Genomic DNA, 16,639 nt, shown 5'->3' on the forward strand with positions numbered 1-16,639 from the left:
TGTCATGCGGCCTGGTTCATTACAGCACCGGCCCCTCGCCGATTACCGTCGAATTGCCCCTGCGGCGAGACAGAAAAGACCGTTTTGACCGAGCCGCTCAGCATTGTTTGCGGTGTGCGTCGCGACGGCGCATCAGGGCCCGCCATGCCCGTCTTTGGCGCGCTGGGGCGGCGTTTCGCTTGGGGTGACGGAGCGCGGTGCGGGCCGCGATGGAAGGCTGGATGGCCGCGAGAAGCCCACGGTAGCAGCAGTTTCTGCGCAACGCTGCCGGTCAGCGGCCGCCGGGCTGCGGAAACGCAAAACCGCCCACGCAGGCACTGCGCGTGGCAGGGCCTGGGCGGGCGGTTGCGGGAGCGAAGGCTAGTGCAGGCGATCCTGGACGCGGTAGTAGAGTCCTACCAGTGGCAGGAACCAGGGCTTGCCGAAATGCCCGGGAATCGCCGGCCAGTCCAGCACCCGCCAGGGATTGGCCTGGCCGCGACCTTCCAGCACCTCGGCCATCACCCGGCCCATGTGCACCGACATCTGCACGCCATGGCCGCTGTAGCCCATGGCGTAGAACAGGCCGTCCTGCTCGCCGGCACGGGGCAGGCGATCGGCGGTCATGTCCACCAGGCCGCCCCAGCAATAGTCGATGGGCGTCTGGGCCAGGCTGGGAAAGAGCTGGCCCAGCGCGGCGCGCAGCACGGCGCCGCTCTTGGCGTCCTGGCGTGGATCGGACAGGGCGAAACGCGCCCGCCCACCGAAGATCAGCCGGTGGTCTGGCGTGGTACGGAAATAGTTGCCAATGATGCGGCTGGTGACATAGGTGCGCCGATTGGGCAGCAACCCGTCCAGCTGCGCCTTGGGCAGGGGCGCGGTGGCGATGATGAAGCTGCCCACCGAGGCGATGCGGCGGCGAAACCACTGGAAGGGGCCGACGCTGGCGTTGCCCGTGGCCACCAGCACCTGGCGAGCGCGCAACTCGCCCCTGGCGCTGATCACCCGAAAGCTGCCATCGGGCAGTCGCTGCAGATCGCTGACCGCCGCGCCCTCGTACACCTGGGCGCCCCGCCGCACGGCCGCCTCCGCCAACCCGACGCCGAAGCGCCCCATGTGCATCTGGGCGCCGTTGTGCTGCAGCAGACCCCCATGGAAATCGTCGGACGCCACCTCAGCGCGCACCTGGGCGGCGTCGAGCAGCTCGACCTGCGGGTCCACCTCCTGGCGGATCAGTTCGCAGGTGCGCGCGAGGTTGTCATAGTGCTGCGGCTTGGCCGCCAGCTTGAGCTTGCCGGCCTTGTGGAAGTCGCAGGCGATACCCTCTTCGGCGATCACCGCCTCGACGCTGGCCACCGCATCGGCATAGGCCTGGTAGAACGCCCGGGCCTTTTCGGCGCCCAGGCTGGCGTGCAGGGCCGCGTAGTCCTGGGCGACGCCGGTGTTGCAGTGGCCGCCGTTGCGCCCGGAGGCTTCGCCGATCACCCGCCCGGCCTCCAGCACCGCCACGCTGGCACCGCGCCGGCGCAGGGCGACGGCCGCGGAAAGCCCGGTGAAGCCGCCGCCGATGACGGCGACATCCACCTCGCCCGCCACCGGCCCCGGGGTGGCCCCGGTAAAGCCCGGCGCGGTCGCGAGCCAGTAGGAATCGGACGATGCTGGGCCAAGACTCATGGGCGGGCGCTCCGGCAGCTCAGGGGGTTATTCGAGACCGACGACCGCGGCCAGGCCGCCGATGTCCTTGATCTCGGTGTTGCGGTAGAACGGCGTGCTCGGCTCATGGCCGCGATTCACGAACACCTTGTTCTTGATGTTCATGTAATCGGCCGGAATGAGGTCGTAGCGAAAGCTCGACGACACGTGCAGCACGTCTTCCGGGCCGCAGCCGAGGGTGTCCAGCATGTATTCGAAAGCCTGCAGGCGCGGCTTGTAGGCCTGGCCCTGCTCGGCGGTGAAGACGCGGTGGAAGGGCACGCCCAGCTTGTCGACGTTGGACATGATCTGCTCGTCGGCGGCGTTGGAATAGATCACCAGCGGGATCTTGTCGGCGATCTTGGCCAGGCCCGCGGTCACGTCCGGATGCGGTCCCCAGCTCGGCACCGCCTCGTAGTAGGCATTGGCCTCGGCGTCGGTGAAGGAGATGCCCCAGCGCTTGCAGGTGCGCTCCACCGCCGCGTACAGCACCTCCGAATAGGGCTTCCAGGCGCCAAGCACCTCGTCGAAGCGATAGCCGTTGAAGTCCTTGCAGAACTGGTCCATCGCCTCGGCGGGAATGCGGTCGGCGAACATCTCGCGGGCCATGTCGGACATGCGGAAACGGGTCAGGGTGCCGTAGCAGTCGAAGGTGATGTACTTGGGCCGAAAGGCGGTCATGGCAAGGATCCTTTGACAGGGGTCGTGAGTGAGAGGCCGGGGCGCCGGTAGCGTCCCTGGCAAGCATTACAGCACCGGCGAGCCTGACAGTTGTCCGCTTTCAGGCGTCGCGGGAGACAGAAAAAACCGTTTTAGCGGTAAGGCCCAGCATTGTTTGCGGCGACCTCAGGCTTTGGCTGAAAAGTGCCTGCGCTCGGCCATGCTGCGTTAAAAATCATCTCGGAATGCTCATTTACCCTTCGTAAACTCGAGCGCGAGTCCGATCCGCTTCCTCGCTGATTTTTGCCTTGCCTGACCATCGCTCAGCGACTTATCAGCCGAGCCTCAGGAATGCTCCAGGTCGATCAGCACGCTCTTGCTGCGCAGGGTCGCCTCATAGGCGGCGCGGCCCAGGTCCTTGCCGATGCCGGAGCGCTTGTAGCCGCCGGTGGGGATGATCCAGTCGTGGCTGCGGCCATAGCGATTGACCCAGACGGTACCGGCTTCCAGCGCCCGCGTCAGGCGCAACGCCCGTCCGAGATCGGCGGTGTGCACCCCGGCGGCCAGGCCGTAGGTGGGGTGGTCGGCCAGGGCCAGGGCCTCGGCTTCGTCGTCGAACACCTGCACGGTCAGCACCGGGCCGAAGATTTCCTCGTGCACCGCGGGAGTGTCGGCCTCGACCCCGGTGATCAGCGTCGGCTGATAGTAGGCGCCGCCCATGCCTTCCTCCAGGGCGCCACCGACCAGGATCTCCGCGCCCGCCGCCCGACTGCGCGAGACGATGTCCTGGATGCGCTGGCCCTGGCGGTGGGAAATGATCGGCGCCAGGGTGGCCTCCGCCGACCAGGTCGGGCCCGGGCGCAAGGCGGCGAAGGCCGCCTGGATGCCCTCCAGCATCGGTTCGAGAGCCGCCCGCTGGACCAGCAGTCGCGAACCCGAGACGCACACCTGGCCGGCGTTGCCGGTGATGGCGGCGGCCACGCTACGGGCGGTACGGGCCAGATCCGGGGCGTCGGCGAACACCAGTTGCGGACTCTTGCCGCCCAGCTCCAGGGTCACCGGCTTGGGGCCGCTCTCGGCGCAGGCGACCATGATGGCGGTGCCGGTCCCGGTGGAGCCGGTAAAGGTGACCTTGCCGATGCGCGGATGACGACACAGGGCGTCGCCGGTGGTCCGGCCATCACCCTGGACCACGCTGAGGATGCCGGCCGGCAGGCCCGCCAGCACGGCCAGTTCCGCCAGGCGCAGGATGGAAAAGGGCGTCAGCTCCGAAGGCTTGATCACCACGGCATTGCCGGCGGCGAGCGCCGGCGCCATCTTCCAGCCGGCCATGCTCAGGGGGAAATTCCAGGGCGCGATGGCGCCCACCACGCCATAGGGCTCGGTGATCTGCAGACCCAGGTGGCTGGTGGCGGTGGCCGCCACCTCGCCGCCGTGCTTGTCGGCGAATTCGGCGAAGAAGCGGATGCCCTCGGCGACATAGGGAATATCCCAGGCCAGCACCTCGCGCAGCGGACGGGTAGAACCCACCGCCTCCAGCGGGCCGAGGACTTCGCCATCGGCCTCCACCAGATCGGCCCAGCGGCGCATCACCCGCGCGCGTTCACGCGGCGGCCGACTGGCCCAGTCGCTGGCCTTCCAGGCGCGCCAAGTGCCCTCCACCACCTCGTCCACCAGATCCGCCGAGGCGCACGGCAGGCCGCTCTGGAAGCCACCATCGGACGGCCGGAACACCTCCAGCTCGGCGCGGGCATCGCAGGTGCGACCGTCGATGAAGTGGGCACAACGAACCGTTATTGCTCTGGGGTCGAACGAGGCCATGGCGCGCTCCGCTAGGGCTGTGGGCTTGGCCCCATGCTAGGCGCGCGGGTCGCCATCTTTTGCCGAACTGGCAGGGGCCTTCGGCGGCGCGCAGTGGCGCGTCCACCCCTCGGCAACCGAATCTGCCGTCGCGGCTTGCTAGGCTGACGCCTGAATCAGCCAGACCCGAATCGGAGCCCTGCCGTGTCCCATGCCACCCTAAGACCCCTGCGCGTAACCGACCTCGCCACCGCCCACCAGCTGTCCCAGGCGCTGCACTGGCCCCATCGCCCGGAAGACTGGCAGTGCCTGTTCCACACCGGCGAAGGCCTGGTGCTGGAAGACGACCAGGGCGTGTTCGGCACCGGCTTCTGCGTGCCCCAGGGCGACTTCGCCACCATCGGCCTGGTGATCGTCGCCGACAGCCACCAGGGCCAGGGCCATGGTCGCCGCCTCATGGACGGCCTGCTGCAACTGGCCGGCAACCGCACGCCACTGCTGGTCGCCACCCTGCGCGGTGCTCCGCTCTACCGCAGCCAGGGCTTCGACTCCTATGAGCGCATCTACCAGCACCAGGTGCCGAGTCTGCCGGCCATGGGGGAACGTCATTCGCTGGAAGGCCAGGTCCGCACGTTACATCCGGCCGCGGCGCCGCAGCTGGAGCCCCTCGCCCAGGCGGCTACCGGCCTGGACCGCAGCGCCCTGCTGCAGGAATTGCTGCCCCAGGCCGAGCGCATCGTCGGCTTTGAGCAGGAGGGCCAGCTACGCGGCTTCGCCCTGCTGCGCCCCTACGGCCGCGGCCTGTCGGTCGGCCCGGTGATCGCCGAATCCACCGACCAGGCCAAGGCGCTGATCCTCGCGCTGCTGCGCCACGCCGAAGGGCGCTACGTGAGATTCGACGTGACGGCCCGCAGCGGCCTCAATCCCTGGCTGAGCGAAATCGGCGTTCCCCAGGTCGATGAGGTCGAGCAGATGGCCCGGGGCAAGGCGCCGCTGTCCCGCGATGGCCTGGATCAGTTCGCCCTGCTGACTCAGGCGTTGGGCTGAGCGACCGCGGCCTCGCGCGAGCGGTATCCCCGCGGCAGGCGGCGCGGCCGCCTCACCGCTCTGCTGGGCGAAATCGGCGACCCGTCCAGACCCGCAGGCGCGCTCTCGGCACAGCTGCCTGCAACGTCAGACGCGCTGGCTAGCGTCCTTCCTCGGCCCAGCTGGGCCGTTCATTGACGAGGGTTTCCAGTGGATAGCCGCCTTGGCGCAGGGGCTGGCGCAGGACGATGCGGCTGGCAAATTTCTCGATACCGATAGTGTCCTCCAGTAGTCGATCCATCAGGGCCTGCAACCAGTTGATGCTCGGCACCACGATCTTGAGCAGATAGTCGTAGCCGCCACTCACGTTGTGGCACTCGACGATCTCCTGATAGCGGGTGATTCCCGCTTCAAAGGTGCGAAAGTCGGCGGGTCGATGGCTGCTGAGGGTGACCTCGGAGAAGACGATGACATGACTGCCCACCTTCTCCAGGGCGATGTCGGCGTGATAGCCGCGGATCACCCCGGCATCCTGCAGTCGCTTGGTGCGAAGCAGGCAGGGGCTCTCGCTCAGCGATATCGCGGAAGAAAGCTCGACATTCGAACAGCGTCCCTCGCGTTGCAGATACACGAGAATCTTGATATCGAACGCATCGAGGGACGCCGGAGGTTGCATATGGGGCTGCCTTGAACGCTGAGCGCTAGACCCGGGGAACTGCAGAGTGCGCTTCGGTCAGCGCCGCGTCGAGCGTCTCTATCACCAGGCCGGCCTGTTCCGCGGTGAGCACCAGGGGGGGGCGAATCTTCAGCACGTTGTGGCCCATGGCGCAGCCGCTGAGCAGAACGCCCTTGTCGCGCATCAGATTGACCACCCGGGTCGTCAAGGCTCGATCCGGCTCTCGTGTCAGCCGATCGGCCACGAGCTCCACCCCGACGAACATACCTACCCCCCGCACATCGCCAATGGCCGCGTGCCGGTGGGCCAGCGTCGCGATACCCTCTCGCAGCAGCGTGCCCACCTCGGCGGCATGTTGCACCAGGCGTTCCTTCTCGATCGTGTCGAGCACCGCCAGGGCGGCGGCGCAGGACACGTTATTGCCCCCGAAGGTATTGAAATACCGAGAGTTCCTACCAAACTCGGCCAGTACGTCAGCCGTGGCCAGCAGCCCGGCGACCGGTTGCCCGTTGCCCATCGGCTTGCCCAGGGTGACGATATCCGGGATCACGCCGTGACGCTGGAAGCCCCACAGGTGCTCGCCGGTCCTGCCAAAGCCCGGTTGGACTTCGTCGGCGATGAAGATACCACCGGCCCGCTTGATCGCCTCGACCGCGCCCTTCAGCAGACCCGCCGGCTCGGGCAGGATGCCATCGCTGGTAAAGATCGAGTCCACGATCAGCGCCGCCGGCTTGATGCCGTGGCGTTGCAGGTCGCGGATCGCCGCCTCGACGTCGCGGGTGAAGCGCTCAGCGACATCCACCGCGCCGGCGTGGTAGGCGCGCGGCGCCGGCACCAGCCGCACGTGGGCGCCGAGGTCCACCGTGACGCCCAGCGACGGCGAGAACTTCGCGACCGCATCGGTGAAGCCGTGATAGGCGGTCTCGGTGACGATCACGCCCGTGCCGCCCGTGCGCACCTGGGCGATCCGATAGGCGACGTCGTTTGCCTCGCTCCCGGTGCAGGTGAGCATGAGATGCGCCAGCTCGGTCTCGGGCACGGTGGCGAGCAGGCGCTCGGCCAGTTCGAGAATGGTGTCGTGCAGATAACGGGTATTGGTCGCGAGGGTCTGCACCTGCCGGCAGATCGCCTCGGTCACCGCGGGGTGGCAATGGCCGAGCGAGGCGACATTGTTGTAGGCGTCCAGATAGCGGCGTCCCTCCGGATCGATCAGCCAGGCGCCCTCGCCCCGCACGATATGCAGGGGATGCTCGTACATCAGGCGATAGGCCGGCCCGAGCAGGGCATCGCGGCGTTCGATCAGCGCCGCCGTCGCGGCGTTCAGCTCGACGCGGCCCGGTATGTAGGCGTTGACCATGTTGAGGTCAGGGGTGCTGTTCATGGCGTGGTCCTGTGCATACGTCGGTAAGTAGCAGCTCGCGTGCCTGATCTCGGGACAGATCGGCCAGCAAGGTCAGTGCCTCCCAGGAGGCTGCGTTGTGGCGCATGATGTAGTCGTAGTTTTCCGGATAGCGCCTGGCCCGCCACTCCGAGATCAGCACGGTGATCAGGTGACGCGTCGCCATGAGGTCGGCAACGATCTCCTGCTCGCTGTCTTCAAGCGGCAGCGTGGCGTGATAGGCGCCGAGGAATTGCGCGGGGCCCAGGAGTGGATCGATAGGGCCGCCCATGTGGAAGGCCGCGGCGGTGGCGACCTCGCCCACCAGGGGCGCATGCAGCATGTCGCCGAAGTCTATGATCCCGACGATGCGCTCGTGGTCCTGGGGCGCCGCCAGCACGTTGTAGAGGTGGTAGCCGTTGTGGATGACCTGGGCCCTCAGGTGCGGCAACAGTGGCAGCACGTGCCGGTCGAAGCGCGCCATGAACATCCTGACCAGGGCGCGGCGCGGGCCCTCTTCGATGCTATCGACCTTGGCCGCCAGGCGATGGGCCGTGGACACGTTCCACAGCAGATCGTGGGTCGCGGACGGGAGCGCGAAGTCGCGCAAGGCGAGGTTCAATTCGGCCAGGAAGGTGCCCATCGCTCGGCGCTGGGTGGCGGTGCGACGGGTATCGCGAATCTGCACCCCGTCGAGATAGGTCAGCATCCGCACGCAGGTCGCCGATCCGTCCGGGAGCACCAGGGTAGCGTGCGTCTGCCCTTCCAGCGTCCGCACCACCCGAGGTACCGGAAGGCTGGGCGCCACGCAGCCAATATGGTCGAGCGCGGCGATCTGAAAATCCACCACCGCCAGGGATTCGGACGGATTGCTGATCTTGACGACGTAGCGCTCGCCCACCGCCGTCTCCACGCGGCAATTCTGATCCCGCTCACCCAACAGCGGGTCGACCCGGCCATCGATACCGTAGAGACGCCGAACGAGCTGCTGCACCTCGTCCGGCGCGAGGGTCGGTGGCGGCGTCTCCATGGTCGCCGAGACGCCTGGCTGCGCGGTGGCGACCATCATCCCTGCCTCAGCAAGGCGGTCTCGGCGAGGCCTGGCAGACCGAGCAGCCCCGGAAGTTGGCGGATATCGGTCAGGCGCTCGACGCCATAGCCGTCGCAGGCCGGCTCATGCCCGCGGTCGATGAAGGCCCGGGCCATGAAGCCCAGGTCCGCGGCCGTCATCAGGTCATAACGAAAGCTCGAAGAGACATGCATCATGTCCTGCGGCCCGCAGCCCAGCTGCTCGAACATGTACTCGAATGCCTGCGCCCTCGGTTTGTAGGCGCGCGCCTCCTCCGCCGTGTAGACCGCGTGAAAATCCGCCTGCAGGTGGGCGACGCTGGCGGGAATCAGATCGACCATGGAGTTCGACAGGATCACCAGCGGTACCTGCGGCGCGATGGCCCTGAGCGTCTCGACGACATGCGGATGCGGCTGCCAGGTGGGCACGGCCTGGTACAGGGCCAGCGCATCGGCCGCGCGATAGTCCACAGCGTGCTTGGCGCAGGCGCGTTGAATGGCGTTTTCCACTACCTCGAAAAAGGGCTTCCAATCGCCCAGGACTTCATCGAGGCGATAGAAACGGAAACTGTCGAGGAAGGCTGGCATCCGCTCGCTCGGCACACGATCCGCGAACAGCTTTTTCGCGGTGGGTCCCATTTCGAAGTTGATGAGCGTGCCATAGCAGTCGAAGCTGATGAATTTCGGCTTGTACGTCATGTGTCGCGAACTCCAGCGCCTGGGTGAGGGGTGATGCCTCAAGCTTAGGGAGTTCGCGCCCGCTGGGATGCTCTACGACAGGGGCGCTCAGGCAGATTCCTGCGCAAATCCGCGCCTGCTGGCAGGATCTGCGGGAGGCTTTCCGACGAGTCGCCGGTCAACGCCACTCGCACCCCGCCACGCGGTTGCAGCTGGTGCGGGCGCGGTCGCCCTGGGACGTGGAGAAGCGACTGATGACGCTCCAGCCCAGCTGCCGGGTGCGGCCCAGCCAGAGGGTGCCGTCGCTGGTCAGGCCGCTGAAGAACTGCAGCCGTCCCAGCCGCGTACTGGTCTGGGCCCAGGAGCGGCCCGATACCGGATCATAGCCACGCATCAGGGTGTCGTTGCCCTGCACCGCCACCCCGTACCAACCGCCCTGCCCGTCCTGACAGCGCAGCACGAAGGCGCTGCGCACGCAGGTGTCGGCCGGTTTGAGACTGGGAATGGCTGCCTGGACGGCGGGCACTGTCAGCAGCAGGGCCGCGGTGAGCAGGCCGGTACGCAGGATCGCAGTCGGGGTCATAGCGGCAGTCGGTCTGGAGCGGGACGCCCAGCATGAGGTAAATCCCGCAGCCCTGCCAGCCACCTCCCATCCCTCTGGGACTAGTCTTTCGCCGTCCGCCACAGCCGACCGATATCGCGGGCGGTGCGTTCCAGCAGCCCCTCGGCCTGGGCCATGGCCTCTTCCAGACTCAGCGGGCCCGGCACCAGGCTGAAGGCGGCGGCGAGACCCTGCTCATAGAGGGCGTCGTAGCCCTCGCCCAGCGATCCGGCCACGGCCACCACCGGCACGCCGTGGCGCTGGGCCAGGCGCAGTACACCTGCCGGGGTCTTGCCCCTCAGGGTCTGGCCGTCCAGCCGCCCTTCGCCGGTCACTGCCAGATCGGCGTCGATCAGGGCGTCGTCCAGACCGACCAGTTCCGCCACCACCTCGATGCCGGGGCGGAAGGTTGCCTGGAGAAAGGCCAGGGCGGCAAAGCCGACGCCACCGGCGGCGCCGGCACCCGGCTGCTCCCGGACGTCACGCCCAAGGGTCGCGGCGGTAACGGTGGCGAAATGCGCCAGGGCCGCGTCGAGTTGGCGAACCTGCTCGGGCGAAGCGCCCTTCTGCGGGCCGAAGATCTGGCTGGCGCCCTGGGGACCACAGAGCGGATTGTCGACATCGGCGGCAATGACCACCTCCACCTCCGCCAGCCGTGGGTGCAGCGCCGTCACGTCCAGGCTGGCCAACATCGCCAGGGCTGCCCTGCCCGGCCCCAGCGTCTGGCCCTGCCTGTCCAAAAGGCGCACCCCCAGCGCTTGCAGCAGCCCCGCGCCGCCGTCATTGGTGGCACTGCCGCCGATGGCCAGCACCAGGCGCTCGGCGCCGGCGTCCAGGGCGGCGTGCAGGAGCTCGCCCGTACCGCGGGAGGTGGCGACCAGCACGTCGCGCCGGCTCCTGGGCACCAGCTCCAGGCCGCTGGCGCTGGCCATCTCGACGAAGGCGGTGCGCTGCTCGGCCAGCCAGCCCCAGCGGGCGGTCACCGGCTCGCCCAGCGGACCGGTCACCTGCGCCTCGCGCACCTCGCCGCCGGTCGCGGCCAGTACGGCATCCAGGGTGCCTTCACCGCCATCGCCCAGGGGGCACTCGAGGATCTCGGCATCGGGCAGGGCCTGACGCAGGCCACGGGCCAGGGCGCGGGCGACACCGGCAGCGGACAGGCTCTCCTTGAAGGAATCCGGGGCGACGACGATTTTCATGGGCGATTCTCCGTTGTTATGCGTCGAGTGTTTCCCGCTTTGGCCGGCGCCACAACCGGACAAAAGCCCAACGCAGCGAGGTCAAGACTGTGAATTCGCCCAGTCCTGATCCAGCAGCAGTGCGCAATACAACTCGGCGGCCTCGGCGAAACGCCGCGGATCCCGTCCGGTCAGCGCCTGGATCCGCTCCAGCCGATGCCGCAGGCCATTGCGATGCAGCCCCAGCGCCTCGGCGCAGGCCTGGGGGCTGGCGTCCTGGGCGAACCAGCTGCGCAGCGTCGCCAGCAGCTGGCCGTCCCGGTCGGCCTGACGCAAGCGCAGCAACGGCTCCAGCAACCAGGCGCCGTGCGAGCGCTCGGCCTGACCCTGGAGCCAGGTGGGCAGGGCCAGGTCGTCCTGCGCCACCCGGACGCGGTCAGGTCGCAGGCGCCTGGCCACCGTCAGCAGATCCAGGGCCCGCTGAGTCGTCTCGGCCAACCCCGACCAGAGTCGGGCCTCCGGGATCCAGGCACTGCGCTGCAACGACCAGCCCTGCCCCGGCAGCTCCCCCAGCAGCGCCTCAGGCGCTTGCGCGCCGGGTCGATACCAGAGCCACTGCCCCTCTTCGCGCGGCAGGCACCAGCTGTGGGTCAGCCGCTGCTGGGCCCAGTCGCCAAAGCCCGGTGCAGGCACGGCGAATTCGAGCAGCAGCACGTCTCGCGGCAGCTCCGGCCGCAAGCCGAGCAGACTGGCATGGCGACCCACTTCGGGCGCGGCGCCCGGTGCGAGCAGCTGACGCAGCAGGGGGGCGGTCATGCGGCTGGTCACGGGCGGCTGCCCGGCGGCCTGCTCGATGAGCATTTCCGCGGTAAGGCGCAGGAGCTCGGCAGGCAGGCGCAAGTGCTCGGCGTCCGCCCCGGACACGCCAAGGACCCCGACCAGCTCGCCTGCGCGATACAACGGCAGGTTGATACCAGCCTGGGCGCCAGCCAGCCGAGCGGCGGCGACGGCATCCAGCGCCACCGCACGGCCTTCGGCGATGACCTGGCGCGCGCCGGCATGGCGGGTGAACAGTCGCGCCGGATCGCCCGAGCCGATGATCAGCCCGGATGCATCCATGACATTGACGTTGCCTGGCAGGATGCGCATGGCGCGTTCGACGATTTCCTGCGCCAGGGTCTGGCTCAGCTCCATGGCCACCTCCAAGGTTGGCGCGCGTCCTTGCGACGCGCCGTCACCTTAGAGGCGTCACCTGCCGCTGGGCAAGCCGCCAGGAGGCCGGAGGCCGTTACGCCGAGGTGCTCAGCACCCCACGCCGCACCTGATCGCGCTCGATGGATTCGAACAGCGCCTTGAAGTTGCCCTCGCCGAAACCGGTGTCGCCCTTGCGCTGGATGAATTCGAAGAACACCGGTCCCAGTAGAGTCTGGGAGAAGATCTGCAGCAGCAGGCGCCGCTCGCCACCTTCGGAGGTACCGTCGAGGAGAATGCCGCGGGCTTGCAGCTGCTCCACCGGTTCGCCATGGTTGGGCACCCGCCCTTCCAGCATCTCGTAGTAGGTCTCCGGCGGCGCGGTCATGAACCGCGTGCCATAGGCCTTGAGCCGATCCCAGGTGGCGACCAGGTCGTCGGTGAGAAAGGCCACGTGCTGGATGCCCTCGCCGTTGAACTGCATGAGGAATTCCTCGATCTGCCCAGCCCCCTTGGAGGACTCCTCGTTGAGCGGGATGCGCACCAGGCCGTCCGGCGCGGTCATGGCCTTGGAGGTCAGACCGCTGTACTCGCCCTTGATGTCGAAGTAGCGCAGCTCGCGGAAGTTGAACAGCCGCTCGTAGAAGTCGGCCCAGTAGGCCATGCGCCCGCGATAGACGTTGTGGGTTAGGTGGTCGATGACCTTGAGACCGGCGCCCACCGGCTTGCGCTCGACTCCCTCCAGAAATACGAAATCGATGTCGTAGATCGAGCTGCCCTCCTCGTAGCGATCGATGAGGTACAGCGGCGCACCGCCGATGCCCCTGATCGCCGGTAGCCGCAGTTCCATCGGGCCGGTAGGCATGTCCACCGCCTGGGCGCCCAGCTCCAGCGCCTTGGCATAGGCGTGGTGGGAGTCGCGGCAACGAAAGGCCATGCCGCAGACCGAAGGTCCGTGCTCGGCGGCGAAATAGGCCGCATGGCCGGTCTTCTCGCGATTGACGATGGCGTTGATGTCGCCCTGGCGGAACAGCACCACGTCCTTGGATCGGTGGTTGGCGACGTGGCTGAAGCCAAGGCTTTCCAGTACGGGTTCGATGACGTTGGGCGTGGGCGAGGCGAATTCGATGAACTCGAAACCCATGAGGCCCATGGGATTTTCAAACAGATCGGCCATGACTGGCTCCTTGACGGGTAACGTGACGGACGTTGTCGGTAACGCGGGCTAGCACCCCGTCAGGGGCGGCGCGCAGGAAATGCCGCGCACGCTGCGGGCGAGGAAATCACCCAGGAGAAGCTGACAGCCCAGGCGCTTCACGAGGCCACCTGTGCCGGGGTATCCGGCTGAACCTCGGGGCGCGCCTGCTGGAAAGCCGGATGCGCGGCGGCCAGGGCCTCCACCCGCAGGAGGCGCGGATAGGGCGACAGGTCCACCTGGAAACGCCGCGCCGCATAGAGCTGGGGCAGCAGATAGACGTCCGCCAGCCCCACGTCGCCGAAACAGAAGCCAGCGGACCCGATCTGCGCCTCCACCGCCGCCAGGCCCTCGCCGATCCAGTGCGAGATCCAGTCGAGGATGGCCGGCTCTTCCAGGCCCAGACCGCGCAGGCGGTTGAGCACCGAGACGTTGTGCAGCGGATGGACATCGCAGCCGATCAGGGCGGCGACCCCCCGATGCCGGGCGCGCAACAGCGGCTCGGCCGGCAGGAGCGGAACCGCCGGATAGCGTTCTTCCAGGTATTCGAGGATGGCGGGCGACTGGATCAGCACCTCGCCGCTGTCGAGGCGCAGGCTGGGCAGCCGTCCCTGGGCATTGAGCGTGCGATAGGCCGGCTGGCGCTGCTCGCCGGCCAGCAGATTGACCGGCACGGCCTGGTAGTCCAATCCCTTCAGCGCCAGGGCCAGACGGACCCGATAGGCCGAGGTCGAACGGTAATAGGTGAAGAGGTCCATCGACACTGCCCCGCGATTGCCTGCCGGCTTCTTATTATGCGTAAGTTCATTACGTTAAAAGGAATCTGCGCCTGCCCAGGGGCCTTGTCAACGGCACTCAGGTCGTTGGCCACTCCGCGCTGCCCTACCCTGCCGCCAGCACCTGGCCGCGACATTCGCCGAAGCCGATCGTGGGCAGTCCAGGCCGCTGACAGCGCGCCCTGAGGATGACCTCGTCGCCGTCTTCCAGAAAGGTACGGGTCTCGCCGCCTGGCAGTTGCAGCGGCTGCTTGCCGCCCTGGGTGAGTTCCAGCAGGCTGCCGCAACTGCCTGCATCCGGCCCGGAGAGGGTGCCCGAACCAAAGAAATCGCCGGGTTGGAGGGCACAGCCATTGACGGTGTGATGGGTCACCATCTGCGCCACCGTCCAGTACATGTTCAGGGTATTGCTCAGGGCGAGCCGCTGGGCGGGCAGCCCCTGCTCCACCATGCGCGGCGTGCGCAGCAGCACTTCCAGTTCGATGTCCAGCGCGCCCTGGGCCTGGTCCCGCTCGTCGTATAGGTAGGCCAGGGGCTGGGGATCCCCGACAGGCCGCGTTGGCTGCGCCTGGCGATAGGGTGCCAGGGCTTCCGCGGTCACTACCCAGGGCGACAGGGTGCTGGCGAAACTCTTCGACAGGAAGGGGCCCAGCGGCTGGTATTCCCAGGCCTGGATGTCCCGCGCCGACCAGTCGTTGAGCAGGCAGAAACCGGCGATATGCTCCGCCGCGGTGCCGATGGCGATGGACTCGCCCTGGGCATTGCCCGGGCCGATCCAGATCCCCAGCTCCAGCTCGTAGTCCAGCCGGCGGCAAGGCCCGAACACGGGCGCCTCCTGCCCGGGCGGGAGCGTCTGACCCTTGGGTCGCTTGAACGCCTCGCCAGAGACCCCGAGGGTCGAGGCACGGCCGTGGTAGGCGATGGGCACGTGCTTGTAGTTGGGCAGCAGCGGATTGTCCGGGCGGAACAGCCGACCGATCTGGGTGGCGTGGTGGATGCCGACATAGAAGTCGGTGTAGTCACCGACCCGCGCCGGCAGGTGCATCCGGCAGGCGCTCTGGGGTGCCAGCAGATACTCCGCCAGCTCCTCGAGCTGCTCACGCTGCGGATGATCGGCACGCAGCAGGGCCTGCAGGGCCTGGCGCAGGGCGACGCGCGCCGGCCCGCCAGCGGCGAAGAAGGCGTTGAGCGTTTCCTGAGCAGCCAGTTCGGCGGCCCGCTGGGCCGCGCCGCGGAACAAACCCGCTTCGAGTGCGAAGCCCAGATCGAGGATGAAGTCCCCCACCGCCACGCCCCCGCGGGGCCTCTCCTCGCCGCGGCTGAACACGCCCAGGGGCAGGTTGTGCAGGGAAAAATCCGCATGGCCATTGGCCGACGCGACCCAGCTGGACAATTCGTCGGTCATGCCGATGCTCCTGCGCCGGGCGCGACAAAGGTCTTGGTGAGGCCCGCCCAGCAGGCATCGTAATCGGGCTGCAGCAGCGGCGATGCCAGGGCGTGACGGGTCGGCCGCAGGACGCGCCCGGTTTCGAACATGAAGGCCATGGTGTTCTCGATCCGGTGCGGCCGCAGGTCGGCGGCGATGGCGTTCTGGGTGGAGACCCGGTCCGGGCCGTGGGCGCTCATGCAGCCGTGCAGGGAGGCACCACCGGGCGCGAAGCCGTCGGCCTTGGCGTCGTAGGCGCCCTGGATCAGGCCCATGAATTCGTTCATCAGGTTGCGGTGGAACCAGGGCGGACGGAAGGTGTTTTCCGCGACCATCCAGCGCGGCGGAAAGATCACGAAGTCGATGTTGGCCACCCCTTCGCTGGTTCCGGGTGCGGTCAGCACGGTGAAGATCGATGGATCGGGATGATCGAAACTCACGGTGCCCAGGGTATTGAAGCGACGCAGGTCGTATTTGTAGGGCACGTTGTTGCCATGCCAGGCGACCACGTCCAGCGGCGAGTGATCCAGCTCGGTCTCCCAGAGTTCGCCGAGGAATTTCTGCACCAGCCGGGTGGGTGCCTCCCGATCCTCGAAGCGGGCCACGGGCGCCTGGAAATCCCGCGGATTGGCCAGGCCGTTGCTGCCGATCGGACCCAGCTCGGGCAGCCGCAGGGAGCGTCCGTGGTTTTCGCAGACGTAACCCCGTACCGGCTCGCCCTCCACCACCTCCACCCGGAATTTCATGCCGCGTGGAATCACCGCGATCTCCAGCGGCTCGATGCGCAGCAGACCTAGCTCAGTAACCAGGTCCAACCGCCCCCGCTCCGGCACGATCAGCAATTCTCCGTCGGCGTCGTAGAAGACGGCGGTCATGCTGGCATTGGCGGCATAGCGATAGAGGCTGACGCCCTCGGTCTGGTCACCCGGGTCGGTGGCGACGAGCCGTTCCAGCCCGGCGAGAAAATCGGTGGCGGCGGCCGGCATCGGCAAGGGATTCCAGCGCAGGCGATTGGGTGTGGGCGCGCCCAGCTCCGCGCCGGTCAACTGCAGCGCGCAGCGCTGAAAGCGGCCATGGGCGGCCGAAGGCCTGAGCCGATACAGCCAGGAGCGCCGAGCCTCGTGACGCGGCACGGTAAAGGCCGTGCCGGAGAGTTGCTCGGCATAGAGGCCGAAGGGCGCGCGTTGCGGCGAGTTCTGCCCGACTGGCAGGGCACCCGGCAGGGCCTCGGCGCTGAAGTGATTGCCAAAGCCGGATTGATAGGTCACTGGTGTTGTTGCTTGTTCTTGTTTGTCCACCTAGGCCACCCATTATG

Annotated in this window: 15 protein-coding genes; 1 reads left to right on the forward strand and 14 read right to left on the reverse strand. The window is 67.8% G+C overall.

The features are described 5' to 3' along the window. Positions 1–360 precede the first annotated feature (360 nt). The 3 genes from GSQ95_RS12885 to GSQ95_RS12895 all read right to left on the reverse strand — a co-directional run bounded on the left by GSQ95_RS12885 (position 361) and on the right by GSQ95_RS12895 (position 4,152). Positions 361–1,653, reverse strand: coding sequence for an FAD-binding oxidoreductase (locus GSQ95_RS12885; protein ID WP_158893246.1), 1,293 nt, complete (start codon positions 1,651–1,653; stop codon positions 361–363). Between the two features lie 27 nt (positions 1,654–1,680). Next, entirely contained in the window at positions 1,681–2,352 is a 672-nt protein-coding gene (locus GSQ95_RS12890; protein WP_158893244.1) for a haloacid dehalogenase type II, read from the reverse strand. Positions 2,353–2,676: 324 nt separating this feature from the next. Beyond that, positions 2,677–4,152 carry an aldehyde dehydrogenase gene (locus GSQ95_RS12895; protein ID WP_158893242.1) on the reverse strand — a complete coding sequence of 492 codons (1,476 nt, stop codon included), beginning with the start codon at positions 4,150–4,152 and terminating at the stop codon, positions 2,677–2,679. Between the two features lie 183 nt (positions 4,153–4,335). Between GSQ95_RS12895 and GSQ95_RS12900 the strand changes: the two genes are divergently transcribed. Continuing rightward, positions 4,336–5,178 carry a GNAT family N-acetyltransferase gene (locus GSQ95_RS12900; protein WP_158893240.1) on the forward strand — a complete coding sequence of 281 codons (843 nt, stop codon included), beginning with the start codon at positions 4,336–4,338 and terminating at the stop codon, positions 5,176–5,178. Between the two features lie 139 nt (positions 5,179–5,317). On the opposite strand, the gene GSQ95_RS12905 is transcribed toward GSQ95_RS12900, so the two are convergent. From GSQ95_RS12905 to hmgA, 11 genes are all read right to left on the reverse strand, one after another. Continuing rightward, entirely contained in the window at positions 5,318–5,833 is a 516-nt protein-coding gene (locus tag GSQ95_RS12905) for an Lrp/AsnC family transcriptional regulator (protein WP_158893238.1), read from the reverse strand. Between the two features lie 25 nt (positions 5,834–5,858). Further along, complete coding sequence (locus tag GSQ95_RS12910) at positions 5,859–7,214, reverse strand: aspartate aminotransferase family protein (protein WP_158893236.1); 1,356 nt, start codon at positions 7,212–7,214, stop codon at positions 5,859–5,861. Then, the gene (locus GSQ95_RS12915) at positions 7,198–8,280 is read right to left on the reverse strand and encodes a phosphotransferase (RefSeq protein WP_158893234.1); all 1,083 of its coding nucleotides are present in this window, start codon (positions 8,278–8,280) and stop codon (positions 7,198–7,200) included. The genes GSQ95_RS12910 and GSQ95_RS12915 overlap by 17 nt, the downstream gene beginning before the upstream one ends. After that, positions 8,277–8,978 (reverse strand): haloacid dehalogenase type II, encoded by a 702-nt coding sequence (locus GSQ95_RS12920; protein WP_158893232.1) that lies wholly within the window; start codon positions 8,976–8,978, stop codon positions 8,277–8,279. The genes GSQ95_RS12915 and GSQ95_RS12920 overlap by 4 nt, the downstream gene beginning before the upstream one ends. Positions 8,979–9,135: 157 nt before the next feature. Beyond that, on the reverse strand, positions 9,136–9,540 hold the full coding sequence (locus tag GSQ95_RS12925; protein ID WP_158893230.1) for a hypothetical protein: 405 nt from the start codon (positions 9,538–9,540) through the stop codon (positions 9,136–9,138). Positions 9,541–9,620: 80 nt separating this feature from the next. Continuing rightward, a complete protein-coding gene (locus GSQ95_RS12930; RefSeq protein ID WP_158893228.1) occupies positions 9,621–10,757 on the reverse strand; it encodes a glycerate kinase in 1,137 nt (378 codons plus the stop codon). 81 nt (positions 10,758–10,838) lie between these two features. Further along, positions 10,839–11,930 carry a sugar diacid recognition domain-containing protein gene (locus GSQ95_RS12935; protein ID WP_158893226.1) on the reverse strand — a complete coding sequence of 364 codons (1,092 nt, stop codon included), beginning with the start codon at positions 11,928–11,930 and terminating at the stop codon, positions 10,839–10,841. A gap of 94 nt (positions 11,931–12,024) precedes the next feature. After that, positions 12,025–13,104 carry a 4-hydroxyphenylpyruvate dioxygenase gene (hppD, locus tag GSQ95_RS12940; protein ID WP_158893224.1) on the reverse strand — a complete coding sequence of 360 codons (1,080 nt, stop codon included), beginning with the start codon at positions 13,102–13,104 and terminating at the stop codon, positions 12,025–12,027. 137 nt (positions 13,105–13,241) lie between these two features. Then, complete coding sequence (gene maiA / locus GSQ95_RS12945) at positions 13,242–13,880, reverse strand: maleylacetoacetate isomerase (RefSeq protein ID WP_158893222.1); 639 nt, start codon at positions 13,878–13,880, stop codon at positions 13,242–13,244. A gap of 124 nt (positions 13,881–14,004) precedes the next feature. Beyond that, complete coding sequence (gene fahA / locus GSQ95_RS12950) at positions 14,005–15,303, reverse strand: fumarylacetoacetase (protein WP_158893220.1); 1,299 nt, start codon at positions 15,301–15,303, stop codon at positions 14,005–14,007. Continuing rightward, positions 15,300–16,622: a homogentisate 1,2-dioxygenase gene (gene hmgA / locus GSQ95_RS12955; RefSeq protein WP_158893218.1), complete on the reverse strand. Its 1,323-nt coding sequence runs from the start codon at positions 16,620–16,622 to the stop codon at positions 15,300–15,302. Before hmgA ends, fahA begins: the two co-directional genes overlap by 4 nt. Positions 16,623–16,639 lie beyond the last annotated feature (17 nt).

The organism is Pseudomonas sp. BAV 4579, from assembly GCF_009765395.1.
Taxonomy (GTDB): domain Bacteria; phylum Pseudomonadota; class Gammaproteobacteria; order Pseudomonadales; family Pseudomonadaceae; genus Chryseomonas; species Chryseomonas aestiva.

Excerpts from the sequence above, each read along its gene's own strand:
- GSQ95_RS12890 (WP_158893244.1), bottom strand. The coding sequence starts at position 2,352 with ATGACCGCCTTTCGGCCCAAGTACATCACCTTCGACTGCTACGGCACC.
- fahA (WP_158893220.1), bottom strand. The coding sequence starts at position 15,303 with ATGACCGACGAATTGTCCAGCTGGGTCGCGTCGGCCAATGGCCATGCG.
- GSQ95_RS12915 (WP_158893234.1), bottom strand. The coding sequence starts at position 8,280 with ATGATGGTCGCCACCGCGCAGCCAGGCGTCTCGGCGACCATGGAGACG.
- GSQ95_RS12910 (WP_158893236.1), bottom strand. The coding sequence starts at position 7,214 with ATGAACAGCACCCCTGACCTCAACATGGTCAACGCCTACATACCGGGC.
- GSQ95_RS12925 (WP_158893230.1), bottom strand. The coding sequence starts at position 9,540 with ATGACCCCGACTGCGATCCTGCGTACCGGCCTGCTCACCGCGGCCCTG.
- GSQ95_RS12935 (WP_158893226.1), bottom strand. The coding sequence starts at position 11,930 with ATGGAGCTGAGCCAGACCCTGGCGCAGGAAATCGTCGAACGCGCCATG.
- GSQ95_RS12895 (WP_158893242.1), bottom strand. The coding sequence starts at position 4,152 with ATGGCCTCGTTCGACCCCAGAGCAATAACGGTTCGTTGTGCCCACTTC.
- GSQ95_RS12920 (WP_158893232.1), bottom strand. The coding sequence starts at position 8,978 with ATGACGTACAAGCCGAAATTCATCAGCTTCGACTGCTATGGCACGCTC.
- maiA (WP_158893222.1), bottom strand. The coding sequence starts at position 13,880 with ATGGACCTCTTCACCTATTACCGTTCGACCTCGGCCTATCGGGTCCGT.
- hppD (WP_158893224.1), bottom strand. The coding sequence starts at position 13,104 with ATGGCCGATCTGTTTGAAAATCCCATGGGCCTCATGGGTTTCGAGTTC.
- GSQ95_RS12905 (WP_158893238.1), bottom strand. The coding sequence starts at position 5,833 with ATGCAACCTCCGGCGTCCCTCGATGCGTTCGATATCAAGATTCTCGTG.
- GSQ95_RS12930 (WP_158893228.1), bottom strand. The coding sequence starts at position 10,757 with ATGAAAATCGTCGTCGCCCCGGATTCCTTCAAGGAGAGCCTGTCCGCT.
- GSQ95_RS12885 (WP_158893246.1), bottom strand. The coding sequence starts at position 1,653 with ATGAGTCTTGGCCCAGCATCGTCCGATTCCTACTGGCTCGCGACCGCG.